14 protein-coding genes are annotated in these 14261 nt (G+C 62.8%); 4 read left to right on the top strand and 10 right to left on the bottom strand.

The annotated features are described in order from the left end of the window. Positions 1–24: 24 nt before the first annotated feature. The 4 genes from yjgA to nudB all read left to right on the top strand — a co-directional run bounded on the left by yjgA (position 25) and on the right by nudB (position 3757). Positions 25–582, top strand: a complete 558-nt coding sequence (gene yjgA, locus CCR96_RS16630) for a ribosome biogenesis factor YjgA (protein WP_201221316.1) — start codon at positions 25–27, stop codon at positions 580–582. A 118-nt stretch (positions 583–700) separates the two neighbouring features. Beyond that, positions 701–1063, top strand: coding sequence for an FmdB family zinc ribbon protein (locus tag CCR96_RS16625; protein ID WP_201221314.1), 363 nt, complete (start codon positions 701–703; stop codon positions 1061–1063). Between the two features lie 191 nt (positions 1064–1254). Continuing rightward, positions 1255–3033, top strand: a complete 1779-nt coding sequence (gene aspS, locus CCR96_RS16620) for an aspartate--tRNA ligase (RefSeq protein WP_201221312.1) — start codon at positions 1255–1257, stop codon at positions 3031–3033. Positions 3034–3280: 247 nt separating this feature from the next. Continuing rightward, positions 3281–3757: a dihydroneopterin triphosphate diphosphatase gene (gene nudB / locus CCR96_RS16615; RefSeq protein ID WP_201221310.1), complete on the top strand. Its 477-nt coding sequence runs from the start codon at positions 3281–3283 to the stop codon at positions 3755–3757. Positions 3758–3905: 148 nt separating this feature from the next. On the opposite strand, the gene CCR96_RS16610 is transcribed toward nudB, so the two are convergent. From CCR96_RS16610 to CCR96_RS16565, 10 genes are all read right to left on the bottom strand, one after another. After that, on the bottom strand, positions 3906–5672 hold the full coding sequence (locus CCR96_RS16610; protein WP_201221308.1) for a GTPase family protein: 1767 nt from the start codon (positions 5670–5672) through the stop codon (positions 3906–3908). Then, positions 5669–6826, bottom strand: coding sequence for a YcjF family protein (locus tag CCR96_RS16605; RefSeq protein WP_201221306.1), 1158 nt, complete (start codon positions 6824–6826; stop codon positions 5669–5671). Before CCR96_RS16605 ends, CCR96_RS16610 begins: the two co-directional genes overlap by 4 nt. Before the next feature lie 4 nt (positions 6827–6830). Beyond that, positions 6831–7595, bottom strand: coding sequence for a DUF3299 domain-containing protein (locus tag CCR96_RS16600; protein ID WP_242519145.1), 765 nt, complete (start codon positions 7593–7595; stop codon positions 6831–6833). Positions 7596–7701: 106 nt separating this feature from the next. Beyond that, a complete protein-coding gene (locus CCR96_RS16595; protein WP_201221304.1) occupies positions 7702–8961 on the bottom strand; it encodes an ABC transporter permease in 1260 nt (419 codons plus the stop codon). 25 nt (positions 8962–8986) lie between these two features. Further along, positions 8987–9844: an ATP-binding cassette domain-containing protein gene (locus CCR96_RS16590; RefSeq protein ID WP_201221302.1), complete on the bottom strand. Its 858-nt coding sequence runs from the start codon at positions 9842–9844 to the stop codon at positions 8987–8989. Between the two features lie 126 nt (positions 9845–9970). Then, positions 9971–10732, bottom strand: coding sequence for a zinc uptake protein ZrgA (gene zrgA, locus CCR96_RS16585; RefSeq protein ID WP_201221300.1), 762 nt, complete (start codon positions 10730–10732; stop codon positions 9971–9973). 25 nt (positions 10733–10757) lie between these two features. Next, entirely contained in the window at positions 10758–11213 is a 456-nt protein-coding gene (locus CCR96_RS16580) for a transcriptional repressor (RefSeq protein WP_201221298.1), read from the bottom strand. Position 11214: 1 nt separating this feature from the next. After that, positions 11215–12072 (bottom strand): metal ABC transporter permease, encoded by an 858-nt coding sequence (locus CCR96_RS16575; protein WP_201221296.1) that lies wholly within the window; start codon positions 12070–12072, stop codon positions 11215–11217. After that, positions 12065–12907, bottom strand: a complete 843-nt coding sequence (locus CCR96_RS16570; protein ID WP_201221294.1) for a metal ABC transporter ATP-binding protein — start codon at positions 12905–12907, stop codon at positions 12065–12067. The genes CCR96_RS16575 and CCR96_RS16570 overlap by 8 nt, the downstream gene beginning before the upstream one ends. Then, the gene (locus CCR96_RS16565) at positions 12904–13953 is read right to left on the bottom strand and encodes a metal ABC transporter solute-binding protein, Zn/Mn family (protein ID WP_338035897.1); all 1050 of its coding nucleotides are present in this window, start codon (positions 13951–13953) and stop codon (positions 12904–12906) included. Before CCR96_RS16565 ends, CCR96_RS16570 begins: the two co-directional genes overlap by 4 nt. Positions 13954–14261: the final 308 nt, after the last annotated feature.

The raw sequence follows: 14261 nt of genomic DNA, 5'->3' as shown, positions 1-14261 counted from the left end.
CACCGCCTCGGAGCCCATGAATCCATGACCTCGTCTCGCACCCGTGCCGCGACCGATGCGCTAGATCCAGATCTAGATCTCGACACGGACGACAAGAAACCGAGCCGTAGCCAGATCAAGCGCGAGCATCTGGCCCTGCAGAGCCTCGCCGAGCAGCTCTTGACGCTACCGCGTAGGTTGCTCGAGGAACTCTCGTTCAGCGAGTTGACCTGGGTTGCCATTAACGAGACTGCGCGTATCAAGGATCAGCGCGCATTGCGTCGCCACTACAAGCGCATCGCCAACTGCCTGGCGCGCGAGAACACCGAGCCTTTGCAAGCCCTTCTGGAGCAGCGCGAGGCGCAAGCACGTGCCGCCACGGCACGCCAACATGAGGTCGAGCGCTGGCGTCAACGCCTGATCGAAGAGGGCGACGCGGCCCTCGCTGAACTGATCTCAGCCTATCCTGAGGTCGATCGCCAGCAGCTGCGCAGCCTGGTGCGTGCTGCCCAGCGTGATGCCGTGCGTGGGCGTGCAGAGGCGCCGCGGCGCTTGTTTCGGCAGCTCCGGTCGCTGCTCGACGCCCATCAACAGGAGGGCTGAGAGCCGCTTCGGCCTGTCTTCAGGCTGAACGCTGCCCGAGCCATCATCAGGCTTTGAAAATCGGCCCCAAAACCCCATACTTGCGCGGTTAAACCCCTGTTGCTTGGTGAGTGAGAACATGCCTATCTACGCCTATCGCTGCGAAGAATGCGGCCACGAGATGGATGCATTGCAGAAGATCAGTGATCCTCCGTTGACCGATTGCCCGGCTTGTGGCGCCTCGGCCTTGGCCAAACAGATCACCGCCGCCGCCTTCCGGCTCAAAGGCAGTGGTTGGTACGAGACCGACTTCAAGAACGACAAAGATAAACGCAAGAATCTGCACCAGGATGCGGAGCCGAGCAAGGATAAATCCGCGGCTGACAAGCCCAAAGAGAAACCGGCCGCAGATGCGAAACCCAAGGCTCCGTCTGACACACCGGCAGCTAAGCCCGTCGCAAAGGAATCGCCGAAGCCGAAAGCGGCCGCGGCCGGAGCCTAATAAGCCGTCTGCATCCTGATAAGCCGTCTAAAAACCGAATCATGACGGCCGCCTAGTGGCGCGCCTGAACCCTTGCTTGCGTAGGGGTTCAGGTGCCGTTATCTTGTTCTGTTTTTTCCGGCGGTGTTCACCGCCCGCATTCCGCTGGCTGGGCTCACCGGCTGGCAGGCAGTTAACGGGGATTGAACGGCATGCGCAGTCATTATTGCGGTGAGCTTGAGAGCGGCCTCATCGACCACGAGGTGAGCCTCTGCGGCTGGGTTCATCGTCGGCGTGATCACGGCGGCGTCATCTTTGTCGATCTGCGTGACCGCAGCGGCCTGGTCCAGGTCGTGTTCGATCCGGACCGCGCCGAGATCTTTGCGCTCGCCGAACAGGTGCGCAGCGAGTTCGTGCTGGCCGTGACTGGCCGCGTGCGCCGCCGCCCCGAGGGCACCGAGAACACAGAGCTTGCCACCGGCGAGGTCGAGGTGCTGGGTCTCTCACTGCAGGTGCTGAACGCCGCCGAAACGCCCCCGTTCCAGCTCGACGAGCATGGCGCCGAGGCCTCTGAGGAGGTCCGGCTGCGCTATCGCTACATCGATCTACGCCGCCCGGAGATGCAAGAACGCCTGCGCCTGCGCAGCCGCATCACCCAGACCCTGCGCAACTTCCTCGATGCCCAGGGTTTTCTCGACATCGAGACACCGATCCTGACCAAGTCGACCCCCGAGGGCGCGCGCGATTATCTGGTACCGAGCCGGGTGCACCCGGGCGAGTTCTATGCGCTGCCGCAGTCGCCGCAGCTGTTCAAGCAGCTGCTGATGATGTCCGGGCTGGATCGCTACTATCAGATCGCGCGCTGCTTCCGTGATGAGGATCTGCGCGCCGATCGTCAGCCCGAGTTCACCCAGCTCGACATCGAGATGTCGTTCATGGATGAGGCTCAGCTCACGGCGCTGATGGAGCAGATGGTGCGCGAGCTGTTCAAAAGCGTGCTTGAGGTCGATCTGCCTGACCCCTTCCCGCGCATGACCTATGCCGAGGCGATGCGTCGCTATGGCTCCGACCGGCCCGACTTGCGCGTGCCGCTCGAGCTGGTTGATGTCGCCGATCTGATGGGCGAGGTTGAATTCAAGGTGTTTGCTGGCCCAGCGGCTGATCCCGAGGGCCGCGTTGCAGCGCTGCGACTCCCCAAGGGCAGCGAGCTGACGCGCAAAGAGATCGACGACTACACCAAGTTCGTCAGTATCTATGGCGCCAAGGGGCTGGCCTACATCAAGGTCAATGACTGGTCCAGCAAGGGCCGCGAGGGGCTGCAATCGCCGATCCTCAAGTTCCTGCCCGATAGTGCGGTCGATGGCATCATGGCGCGCACCGGCGCTGAAGACGGCGATCTGGTGTTCTTCGGTGCCGATAAGGCGACGGTGGTCAACGAGGCGCTCGGTGCACTGCGGGTCAAGCTCGGGCACGACCGTGGTCTGCTCGAAGGTAGCTGGCAGCCGCTCTGGGTGGTCGACTTCCCAATGTTCGAGAAGGAGCCGCACACCGGTCGCTGGACCGCGCTGCATCATCCGTTCACGGCGCCGAAGGAAGACCAGCTCGACAGCCTCGAGACCGATCCGGGCGCCTGCCTGTCGCGCGCCTATGACCTGGTCCTGAATGGCACCGAACTCGGCGGCGGCTCGATCCGTATCCATCGTGAGGATGTGCAGCGCAGCATCTTCCGGCTGCTGAAGATCAGCGATGAGGACGCCAACGACCGCTTTGGCTTCCTGCTCAACGCGCTCAAGTACGGCTGCCCGCCGCATGGTGGGATCGCCTTCGGGCTCGATCGGCTGGTGATGCTGATGACCGCCAGCCACTCGATCCGCGATGTGATGGCCTTCCCGAAGACGCAGACCGCCTCCTGTCTGCTCACCGATGCACCTTCGGCGGTGGACGAGGCGCAGCTGAAGGAGCTTGCGCTGCGGATCAAGCTGCGGGCTTGAGGCTCGATCTGGGTACGCTGCTTGCGCAGTCAACCAGATCGCGTTGCCGGTGAAAGCGCTCGATCGGTCTTGTTGAAGGCCGATGAGCCGCGGCCAAGGGGAGACCCCTAGGATCTCCAATCGATTCAGCGAGACTGCATGGATCTGCGCCACAGATCGACCCCGGTGCATAGGGAGAGAAGGCGGGAGGATCTGTGTGGCAATCGCCCAAATTGGCAGCCTTCCAACGGTGTGAGAGCAACCGGCCATGAGCGCAAAAGAGACCTTGAAACGTCCGATCTCAGTCCTGGTGGTAGTGTTTAACACCGCCGGCGAGTTCATGCTGCTCAATCGCGTCAAGCCGAGCGGGTTTTGGCAGTCGGTAACCGGCAGCCTGATGCCGGGTGAGTCGCCGCGCAATGCCGCGCTGCGCGAGCTGAAGGAGGAGACCGGGCTGCTCGGCGCCTCCGGTCTGATCAATCTGCGCCAATCGCGCCTGTTCCCGATCATCCAACCCTGGCGCCAGCGCTATGCACAAGGCATCTGCTTCAATCGCGAGCACTGGTACGCGCTACGGCTGCCGTATCGCCGGCACATCCGCATCAACCCAGCAGAACACAGCGAGGTGCTCTGGCTGCCGCTGGAAAAGGCCCTCGAGCTGGCGGGCTCCTGGACCAATCGTGAGGCGATGCGGCTATTAGCGATGCTATGCCAGCGCGAACCCATGGCCTTCAACGCGGCCTAGACAACGAAACGAAGATGCAGAGCCCCGATCCAGCACCGCGATCGAGTATAGCGATCGGGTATAGCGATCGGGTATAGCGATCGGGTCGGAACGCATGAAATGTCCCTACGGCTTAAGCAACTGTATCGACGATGCAAGGCAAGTCCTATCAACGCTTGATCAATGCGCCTATCTGGCGCAGAGCCGCCGGCACGGTGCGAACACCATCAACAACCCACTTGAACCAGCCTTCCTCGCTCAGACCACGCTCGAGCTGTTTTTGTCGAGCGGCGGGCAAGGCTGCGGCGATAGTCGTCCATAAGCCATCCAGATTCCACGGCGGTTCGTCTGGTGGGACGGCAACGATCACGCTTCGCGCACTGGGGATCGTCAGGGCTTGCGTGGCAGCTTCTAGCGCCGCACGCATGTTGGTCTCCTTCGGTCGCACCCCCGTCGTTGGATCATAGGGTGGAGACCACTCCAGCGGTGGGTCGAGCCGATCGGCCTGGGTCGCGACCAGCACCAGCGGGATGGCGCTCAGGCGCGGATCAGTGCTGGTCAGTGCGCGTAAGGCCGCCAGTCCGCGCTGATCGGCGGCACGATCGGCACGGTTGGCCGATGTCACCCAGAGGATCAGATCGCTCTCGCTGACCTGTTTCAGCCAGGACTCGCGCGGCAGATGCTCTAAGCCCGGGCTGTCTACTAGCACCAGATCGCCGACGCCGGGCTGTTCGAGATGATAGTGGGCAAAGGTCTGCGAAGGCCGCGTCAAACCAATCGGCACCTGGGCGATACCCAGCAGTGCGTTCAGCAGGCTGGATTTGCCAACATTGCGTTGGCCGGCCAGCACAATGGTCAAGGGCGCGGGTGCTTGTGGCGACTTTGCTTGCGGCGTGGTCGTGAGCAGCTCATCGGCGCGGCGTCGGTAATGGCCGGCATAGAGACGGATGAACACCTCGCCGACCTCGCGCGCGAGAATCGCTGCCACCCGCGCCTTGGCCGCCGTGCCGAGTACGTTCACGGCCTTGGAGACGGCCAGCCCCCGCATCTCGTAGAGGATGGCCGAGAGCGGATTGACCCAACGTAACGCCCGCGCTAGTCCCATCAACGGCGGCAGGGTACTGTTGCCGGTTTGATAGACCTCCAGGATCAAATCGACCTTGAGATGGCGCATCACCGGGAAATTTCGGATCAAGGTCTCGCGTAACGTGCGCGCAAGCTCCTCATTCATCAGCAACACTTCAGCGAGCGTGAACCGCAGCGCGGCTTTCGAGAGCCCCAGGGCGAGTTGTTCGCCCCCCGGGTCACCCGTCCTGTCGTCCGCTCGGTGGTCCGTCGTGTCACTCTTCGTGTCACTCTTCGTGTCGCTCGCCGCGTCGCTCGCCGCGTCACTCGCCGCGTCACTCGCCTTATCGCTCGTTGGCTCGCCCGCCGAGTCGGCGTCGTCTGTCGGCTCGCTCGCTTGTTTACGGGCCTGCTTTTCGGCGTGTTCTCTGGCCTGTTGCAGTGCTTGCGCGCCTTCCGGTGTATAGGCGATGGCAACGGCGTTGACGGTGCGCAACAGCAGATCGCGAATCGTCTCCGCTGTTTGCAGATCCTCTGCCGTGGCTTCGGCAACAATCCGCTCGAGTGCCATGCGCGCCTGTTGCTCGCCCGGCGCGGCATGCGGATCGGCGGGCGCGACCTTGATCTCATGCGCCTGTCTTTGAGGTGCGTGTGCTCCCCAGCCATGCCGCACCAAGACCAGCGGGATCAAGCTCAGCGTCACGAGGCTGATCGGCCAATACCAGAACCAGCCCTGCTGCCAGAGAAACGCCAGCCCCAGCGGCAGCATCAGCACGAAGGGCGCCGGCACCAGAACGATCACCAAGAGTTCGCGCCAATAGGGACGAAGACGCTGGGCCGCCTGTTTTAACCGGTTCAACGGGTTCTTCAACGCCTTCGCTCCTGGTCTTTGCGCGCTTCGTAACGCTGACGCGCATCCCGCAAGGCCTGCTGGTAACGCTCGCGTAACACCTCATGATCCGGTTCGCGCCCTGCCGCACGTTCGCCGAAGTAATACAGAGCCGCCTCGCCGATCGCCCAGGTGATGGCGAAGGTCCAGGCAGCGACGACCGCAGTGCCCCAGCCCAGCCCGAGCTTTAGAACCTGCTGGGTAAGCCAACGGCCGCCGAAACCGAGTACAAAGCCGGTGCCCAGCGCGGCGACCAGCTCGCTCCATTGATCGCGCGTTGCCGGCTGCCCGTAGCGGCGGGCGATCTGATTGACCATGGTGGCTTGCAGACTAGCCGAGCCCAAGCCGCCGATGATCGGCACCGGCACCGAGTTGGCTGCCACCGCCGCCATCGTCCAAGGCAGCATCACCTTGGTGCGTACCTGCTCGGCTTGTGAGAGGCTGACGGTCGCGCGCAGGCGCATCACCGTCTCTGGTAAGACCTGCTCCAGCACCTTCCACAGGCGCTGGGCACCATAGTCGCTGGGAGGTAACGCCTGTTCCGGTCGCGTGAAATCCAGTGGCACGAACAGCGGTGGATGATGGCCGGGTAGACCAGCGAACAGTTGCCGTTGCGCCAGCATGGATTGACGGAGTTCATCGGGCAGACCGGGCAGCGCCCAATCGCTGTCGTCGCCGCTGAAGGGGTAAGGCAGCAGGTGGTGGTCGTGGCGGCGATAGCCATGATGCAGGCAGGTTTGCGCGATCAGCACCGGCCAGTCGGGATGCTCGGCACACAGCGGCTCAAGGACCGCGAGCACGTCTTCCAGCGCCAAGTCGTCGACCCGCGCCACCACCATGATCACTTGCGCTTGGGTACTTGCGTGTTGAAGATCGGCCGCCGGATCATCATCCGCGACATCACTCAGGCCGCGGGTATCGAGAAAGCGCAGCACCGGGCGGTCCTCGGGGAAGGCGTACAGGCGCAGCTCCTTGGTCATCGGCACGAAGCCGTTGCCGATCTGCTCATGCGCCCGGCCGACGATTTCGGCGACGATGCTGGTCTTACCGGCTTGGGTCTTGCCAAGCAGCCAGATGGTGGGTGCTTCGGCCTCGGCCCAAGCCTGGGCCTGAGCGAAGCGCCTGCTCTGCTTCATCCGATCAAAGCTCCTCGTAGAGGCTGACCTCGGTCGCTTCGATGCGATAGCCGGCATCGCCAAGCTCGTCACTAAAGGGCTCGACCTGCATACGGCCTTCGACCCAGACGGTGTCGAAGAGCGCGCCGACATAAGGCTGATCCGCCGCTGTGGTCACCAGGATGGTCTGGTTCGCGGGCGGCGGCGGAACATGGATACAGGCGCCGAAATAGGGCACCAGCAGGAATTCGCTGATGCTGTCTTCATCGTTTTCCAAAGGCACGACGAAGCCGGGCAGGCGCACCAGGCGATCATTCAGCGCCTCGACCACCGGTGCCTCAGCCCAGAGGGCCTTGAGCTTGTCCATCAGTTCCTGAGCACGCGGGTCTTCGTCACCGAGGTTCTCGATGTCGTACTCCTCCAGCAGCGCCTCTGGCTGCCAATCAACGGGGATGAGGTCGTCCCAGGAGATCTCGACGGCGCTGCCATCGGGAGCTTCAAGTGCCAACTCCTCCTGGCTGAGACCCTCGCTGCGGTCATCGTCGCCACAGCTGCTCAGAAGCAGAGGAAGCAGGATGAGCAACAGGCAACTGGTCAGTCGTGCTGAGTGCGACAAACGGCGCCAGGCGCCTGACGTTGGCATCTGTTGGGCGATCTCGTCCCTTGCCGTGTCGGTGGCGAGGGTGATCGCCGAGGCCTGGGCTGTTGGATGCTGGCTCTGGGATCGGGCTTGGAGGCCAGCTGGGCCTTGCTGGGCGAGGCGTTGGTCCGGGCGCTGGGCAGGGTGCATGACAGGGTGCATGACAGGATGCCAGGATAGCTGTTGGTTTGAAAACAGTGAGCGAATCATAGCAGGGCCTTCCTCGGGTAAAGCGAATGGGCGTCGGGCAAACAGCTCAGAGTCGCACTGCGAGTCCGTTGCTGAGTGAGATTCGGTAAGCGCGCCAACCAGGGATCAGCCCAACCAGCAGGCCGGTCGCAACGACTGCGGCTAGTAGCAGCCACTCCCGCAGCTTGGGTAGGCCGAGACCGAGCTGCAACCCAAGTCGAGCCTCGATCAGCGGCTGGCCGAGCGCGAACAGCGTGATCAATAGGACGACGCCGGTCAGGATTCCGAGCAGTGTCAGCAGCAAGGCCTCGCCGATGATGAGCCCGAGAACTTGCGTCGGTCGCGCCCCGAGCGAGCGAAGGATCGCCAGCTCGCGTCGGCGGCCCTCGAGCCCAATCAGCAGGGCCGTCAGCATACCAATCAGACCGACCAAAACGACGAAGGCTGAAACCACCAGCAGCGCATGCTCGGCTAGCCCGATCACCGACCAGAGCTCAGAGAGTGCGACGCCGGGTAACACCGCAAGTAAGGGCTCCTGCGGATAGTCGTTGATGCGGCGCTGCAGGGCAAAGGTGGCGATGCGTGAATCGAGTCCGACCAGCACGGCGGTAATCGCCTTTGGCGTGAGGTCCATGCGACGCGCGCGTTCGGCGTCGATCTCCAGTCCCCGCATCGGCGCGCCGCCCTCCCAGCCGAGATGGATGGCCTCGATCGCCTCCAGGCTGACATGGACGCTACGATCGACCGGTGTGCCGGTGCGCTCGAGGATGCCGACGACCCGAAACGGCTTGTCCTCATGCCGGGCAAAGCTCACATCGCCGGCGCCGTGGGCGATGACGATCTCGTCCCCGAGCCGGTAGCCGAGCTGGGTCGCGACCTCGGCGCCGAGCACGGCGTCGTAGAGATCAGCGAAGCGCTCGCCTTTGACCAGCACCAGCGGCTTATTGCGCCCGTAGCGATAGTGATCGAAATAGGCGCTGCTGGTTCCCAACACCGGAAAGCCGCGATGCGAATCGCCGAGTGAAATCGGCACTGTCCAGGCCACGCGCGGCATTGCGGCGATCTCTTGATAGCTCTGCCAGGAGATATTGTTGGTGGCGTTACCGATCCGAAATACCGCGTACAGCATCAGTTGCACGGGTCCGCTGCGCGCGCCCACGATGAGGTCGGTGCCGGAGAGGGTATTGGCGAAGCTGGCGCGAGCCTCGGTGCGGATGCGCTCGACGCCGAGCAACAGGGCGACGCTGAGCGCGATCGAGAGCAGCGTCAGCAGGGCGGTGAAGCGGCGGTTGAGCAGGCTTTGCAGCGCGAGTCGGAGGATGGCCATAGGCGGATCTGGTGCGTTGCCCTGATCAGGGTCTTGGCGGTTGCTGTTCGGACTGTTCCGCTGGCATCCCTGGCGCTGCGACTGTTGCCGCCGTTGCTCTCGTCGCCGTTGCGGCGGCCGATGGTGCTGTCAGCTCAGGCGCAACGACAGGCTCTGACGCCGAGCGCTGCATCGGCGCTGACTGGTGATGGACTGCCCGATTCAGTTCGGGCAGCCGCAGGGTTCGATCAAACAGCCCTTCGAGACTGGGGTCATGGCTGACGAAGACCAGCGTCGATCCCATCTCTGCGCATTCAGCGAACAGCAGCTCGATGAAGGCGCGGCGGCGATCGGTGTCGAGTGATGAGGTTGGCTCGTCGGCGATCAACAGCTCTGGCGAGCCGAGCAGCGCGCGTGCCGCAGCCACCCGCTGCTGCTGGCCGATGCTGAGCTCGCTGACCGGCTGTCGTAGCAGGCCCGGTTGGTCGAGGTCGAGATGGGCGAGTAGGCGCTGCGCTTCAGCGGTCAGGCTCGGCGAGCGAGCCAGGGCTCGCTGGCGGCGGCGGTGCGAGAACCGCGCCGGCAAGGTCACATTATCAATGATGCCGAGATAGGGGATCAGATTGAACAGCTGGAAGATGTAGCCGATATGGTCGGCGCGGAAGCGGTCGCGCACCGCTGGGCTAAGCTGATCCAATGGCTGGCGGAGCACCTCGATGCGCCCCTGCTGCGGCAGGTTGACACCGGCAAGGAGGCCGAGCAGGGTGCTCTTGCCGCTGCCGCTCGGACCTTCGACGAACAGGCGTTCGCCAGCGCTGACCTCGAGCGCATCGATCGCCAGGATATCCGGTCCCTGCGCGCACCAGCGAAAGCGCAGCTCATGCAATCTGATCACCGGAGTCATGATGGGGGGTTCATGTTGGAGGCTGCGCGCACTGGCCTGAAGAGCTTGAGTGGCTTGAATCGGCTGCGCTTGCGCGGCCAGCAAGTGAGTCCATGGCGGCTTGCTGAGGGTTTCGGTTCCATCGTCTCAGAAGTCCAGGCGCTGATCGGCTCGAGTCAGCTCGATGGCTGTTTGCCGAGTCTCTGAGATCAGCTGGACCTGAAGCCTCTCTGCGCGCGGAAAGGCAGGAAAGTAGCCGATTGAGAGTGCTTTGAGCTTGAGCGGCTGGCGGCAGTCGAAGACATAGCTCGCGTAGACATCGGCATGCGACTCATGGTCATGATTACCGGCATGCCCGTGTTCGTGCTCGTGCTCGTGTTCGTGCTCATGCTCATGCTCGTGCTCATGTTTATGCTCCTGCTCGAGATCATGTTGGGCCGATGCATGATCCTGCCCCCGGTCCTGGGCTGGTGCATGATCCTCGCTCACACTGGTGCCCAGATCGAGCTCGATCTTAGCCGACCGCAGGCTGCAGTCCGCCGCCGCACTCGGCGCGAAGAGCTGATCCCCTTGCTCGAGCCGGGATCTCGCTTCGGCGACAGCGGTGCGCTGAGCCTGGTTTCTCGGTGCATGTTCGAAGCCGACCAAGTCCATCGCCGGGCTGATCAGCTCGATCAGTAGGGCACTGCCGTCGACCGCGACATTGAGCTGACCGACGCCGTGGATATGCGCGCCTTGTTGCCGGTAGTGCTCGCCTTGGTCATGGGCGAGACTGCTGCTCGAGCCTAGAAGGCCAAGTGCGAGCGCGGAGACCAAGACGGCAAAGCGCAAGACGGCAAAGCGCAAGACGGCAAAGCGCAAGACGACAAAGCGCAAGACTGTTAAGGGTCTCTCGATCGATCTCGGCATTGGATACTCCTCAGACCTTCTTAGCTCAGACGCTCTCAGCCTTGTGGGTGCACTGCGCACAGGTGCCGAGGACCTCGATCACTGGGCGCTTGGGATGGAATCCGGTCTCCTGCGCCGCCGAGCGCAGACTCCCGGCAATTGCTTCGTTCTCGAGTTCTTTGACGCGCCCGCAGTCGGCACAGATCAAGAATTGGCTGGCATGCGGATGCTCCGGATGCGTACAGCCAATGAAGGCGTGCAGGGTTTCGAGCTTGTGCACAAGGCCCTGCTCGAGCAAGAAATCGAGCGCGCGGTACACCGTTGGCGGCGCTGCGGTCGCGCCTGTATGCAGCTGGGGGAGGATCTCGTAGGCACCGACCGGGCGCTCCGCTCGGCAGACCAGCTCCAATACGCGGCGCCGCTGGGCGGTAAAGCGAACCCCTCGCTGCGCACAGAGGGCCTCGGCGGTATCGAGGGCGGTTTGCAGGGTCTCTTCGTCCATCTCAGCCTCTGGTGATTGACCGCACGGCCTTCTCAGCACGGCGTTTGGCGCGCAGACCGGCACTGATTGCTGACAACAGGTAGAGCGCGCCAGCGAGCAAGATGATGGTTGGGCCAGTTGGGATATCTGGGGCATAAGACAGCGCCAAGCCTCCGCTCGTCAGCAAGGCGCCGATCAGGGTGGCGCCCATCATCATGCCAGCCAGTGTGCCTGTCCATTGCCCGGCGGTGGCCGCTGGAAGTGTGAGCAGTGCGATGACCAGGATCAGCCCAACCACCTGGATCATCAAGACCACCGTCACCGCCACCAACACCAGCAGCAGCAGATAGAACAGATCGACGGGTACGGCGCGCAAACGGGCGAACTCTTCGTCGAAGGCGACGGCAACGAACTGCCGATAGAACAGTGCAACGCTGACCAACAAGACCAAATCCAGCGCGGCCATGAACCAGAGCTCTCGCGCCGGCACCAAGAGGATGTTGCCGAAGAGGAAGCTCATCAGATCCGTGGCATAGCCGGGTGTCTGCGAGACGAAGAGGATGCCAACCGCCATACCGATCGCCCAAAGGGCGCCGATCGCGGTGTCTTCACCGGTGCGCCAACGCAGGCGAACCCAGCCGATCAGCAGCGCAGCGAACACCGCCGCCGCGAGGGCGCCGCTTAGCGGATCGAAGCCGTAGAAGACTGCCGCGCCCATGCCGGCGAGCACCGAATGGGCAATGCCACCGGCGAGGAAGGTGATGCGTTTGACGACCACAAAAGGACCGATCAGACCACAGCCGATGCTTGCGAGCAGGCCGGCGATCAGGGCCTGTTGTAGGAAGCCGTGTTCGAGCAGCGCGGTGAAAAACTCAGCCATGCGCAGGATGCTCCTGATGAGAAGGCAAGGAGGTCTGCGGCGCGTTCATGTTTGCGCCGGCCGTACCCAGGTTAGTCTCGGCGCCTTCGTGGTCATGATTGATCAATCGCACCCGTTCGCCATAGAGTTCATTGATCAGATTGCCATTGATCGCCTCGGTGCGATGGCAGATGAGGGTTCGATTCAGGCAGGCCACGCGGCTGACATAGCTGGAGATGAAGCCGATGTCGTGTGAGACGACAACGATTGTCAGTTGTTTGTTCAGTTGGGCGAGCAGCTCGAAGATCTCACCCTCTAGGCGATGGTCGATGTTGGCGGTTGGCTCATCAAGAATGAGGATCTCGGGCTCGCCCACCAGCGCCCGTGCGAGCAGCACCCGCTGCAGTTGGCCACCGGACAAGGCGCCGATGGGCTGCGTCGCCAGTTCACCGGCCTCAACCTCGATGAGCATTTGTCGTGCGATCTCCCGGTCGCGTTGGCGCCAGGCGCCGAACCGGCTGCTGAGCCCCCGGCCAAGACCGAGCCGCCCCATGAGGACGACATCGAGTACCTGGATCGGGAAGTCGCGCGGGAAAGCCGGATATTGCGGCACATAGCCCAGGTAGCGCCGGGCCTGCTTGGGCGAGCGACCGAGCACACTGATGCGGCCCTGCTGCGGGCGCAGCAGCCCGAGCACCAGCTTCAGCAGGGTACTCTTGCCGCCGGCGTTCGGGCCGACCAAACCGAGGAACTCGCCGGCCTCGACGCGCAAGCTGACATCCTCCAAAATCGGGATATCGCCATAGGCGAAGCCGACCTGTTCAACCTCGATGACGGCTGTCGTGACTGTGCTCATGGGGCGTCGACCGACGGATCGGGATTCTCGGCTTCAGGAACCTTGGCCTTAGAGATGCTATTCGCGTCGGCGAGGATTGCCGCAAAGTGCTGTAGGTTATCCAGGTAATCGGCCGCCAGCGGCGTCACCGCCTCAACGCGTCCGTTGATGCTGCGGGCGATCTGCTGGGCCGTGCGTTGGTCGAACTCCGGTTGCACGAAGATAGCGCGAGTGCCGCTGTCCTGGGCCTGCGCAATCAGGGCCGAGAGCCGCCGTGGTCCGGGCTCCTTGCCGGCACGTTCGATCGGGATTTGTTGCAGCCCATAGGTGTCGGCAAAGTACCCCCAGGCCGGGTGATAGACCAGGAATGTGCGGTTGCCGAGTCCGGCTAGGCGGCGTTGGATGCTCTGGTGCAGGTTCAGCAGCTCAGCGTCGAAGCGTTGTTGGTTCTCGGCGTAAAGCTCGGCTCCCGCTGGGTCGAGCGCGGTCAGGCGGTCGCGGATCGCCATCGCCATCTTGCGCGCCAGCAGGGGGCTGGTCCAGATGTGCGGGTCCATCTCCTTAGCCGTCGCTGCCGATTCGCTGGATGCATCGAGCATTCCCTCCGGCGCGAGCTGCTCAGGGCTAACAGCATACTGCTCGTGCTCATGTTTGTTCTCATTCCCATGCTCATGCTCATGCTCATGCTCATGCTCATGCTCATGCTCATGCTCATGTGCCTCTTGGCTGCGCAGTTGGAGGCCGTCACGCAGATCCAAGATGGGCATGTCAGGATTTGCAATCTGGATGCGTTTCATCCAGGCCGCCTCGAACGGCACGCCGACGCGGACATAGAGGTCTGCCTCAGCAAGCGCGGCAACCTGCTTCGGGCTCGGGTCGTAGGTCGCTGGACTGTGTCCTGGTAGCACCATGACTTCAGTCGTGACTCGCTCGCCGCCGACCGCTTTGACGAAGGTCTGTATCGGAAGGACGCTGGCGAACACCCTGAGCCGCGCTGGCTCTTCGACGGACCAGGCTGGCCCGGCGGCGGCAATCAAAAGGCTGAACCCCAAAGCTAGGCTGCGCACGGCAGGTTCCTCGACAGCAAATGATATGAGCGTGCATTTTCGAAACATTATAACAGTTGTGCGGACGCTGTCCTCGCAATCGATCTCTGTCTTAGAGAGCAAACGCTTGAAGGCTGATGGCCTAAAGCGCGATCCCCTAGGTGTGCGTAGCGAAACCGCGATCCCCTAGGCGTGCGTAGCGAAACGTTGTTGTGTTTGTGACCCGTGTCAAAATGTGACTCGTTTTTGGTTAAAACAGCGGGTTAGCTGACGTTTTTTGATACAAATGTTGCAGATTTGTAGTAAGTTTGTTGCTGACTGCACACACA

It is taken from the genome of Halochromatium roseum (assembly GCF_016653315.1).
GTDB lineage: Bacteria > Pseudomonadota > Gammaproteobacteria > Chromatiales > Chromatiaceae > Lamprobacter > Lamprobacter roseus.
This window is presented reverse-complemented; position numbering and strand designations above follow the sequence as displayed.

Excerpts from the sequence above, each read along its gene's own strand:
- yjgA (WP_201221316.1), top strand. The coding sequence starts at position 25 with ATGACCTCGTCTCGCACCCGTGCCGCGACCGATGCGCTAGATCCAGAT.
- CCR96_RS16625 (WP_201221314.1), top strand. The coding sequence starts at position 701 with ATGCCTATCTACGCCTATCGCTGCGAAGAATGCGGCCACGAGATGGAT.
- aspS (WP_201221312.1), top strand. The coding sequence starts at position 1,255 with ATGCGCAGTCATTATTGCGGTGAGCTTGAGAGCGGCCTCATCGACCAC.
- nudB (WP_201221310.1), top strand. The coding sequence starts at position 3,281 with ATGAGCGCAAAAGAGACCTTGAAACGTCCGATCTCAGTCCTGGTGGTA.
- CCR96_RS16605 (WP_201221306.1), bottom strand. The coding sequence starts at position 6,826 with ATGAAGCAGAGCAGGCGCTTCGCTCAGGCCCAGGCTTGGGCCGAGGCC.
- CCR96_RS16600 (WP_242519145.1), bottom strand. The coding sequence starts at position 7,595 with ATGCACCCTGCCCAGCGCCCGGACCAACGCCTCGCCCAGCAAGGCCCA.
- CCR96_RS16595 (WP_201221304.1), bottom strand. The coding sequence starts at position 8,961 with ATGGCCATCCTCCGACTCGCGCTGCAAAGCCTGCTCAACCGCCGCTTC.
- CCR96_RS16590 (WP_201221302.1), bottom strand. The coding sequence starts at position 9,844 with ATGACTCCGGTGATCAGATTGCATGAGCTGCGCTTTCGCTGGTGCGCG.
- zrgA (WP_201221300.1), bottom strand. The coding sequence starts at position 10,732 with ATGCCGAGATCGATCGAGAGACCCTTAACAGTCTTGCGCTTTGTCGTC.
- CCR96_RS16580 (WP_201221298.1), bottom strand. The coding sequence starts at position 11,213 with ATGGACGAAGAGACCCTGCAAACCGCCCTCGATACCGCCGAGGCCCTC.
- CCR96_RS16575 (WP_201221296.1), bottom strand. The coding sequence starts at position 12,072 with ATGGCTGAGTTTTTCACCGCGCTGCTCGAACACGGCTTCCTACAACAG.
- CCR96_RS16570 (WP_201221294.1), bottom strand. The coding sequence starts at position 12,907 with ATGAGCACAGTCACGACAGCCGTCATCGAGGTTGAACAGGTCGGCTTC.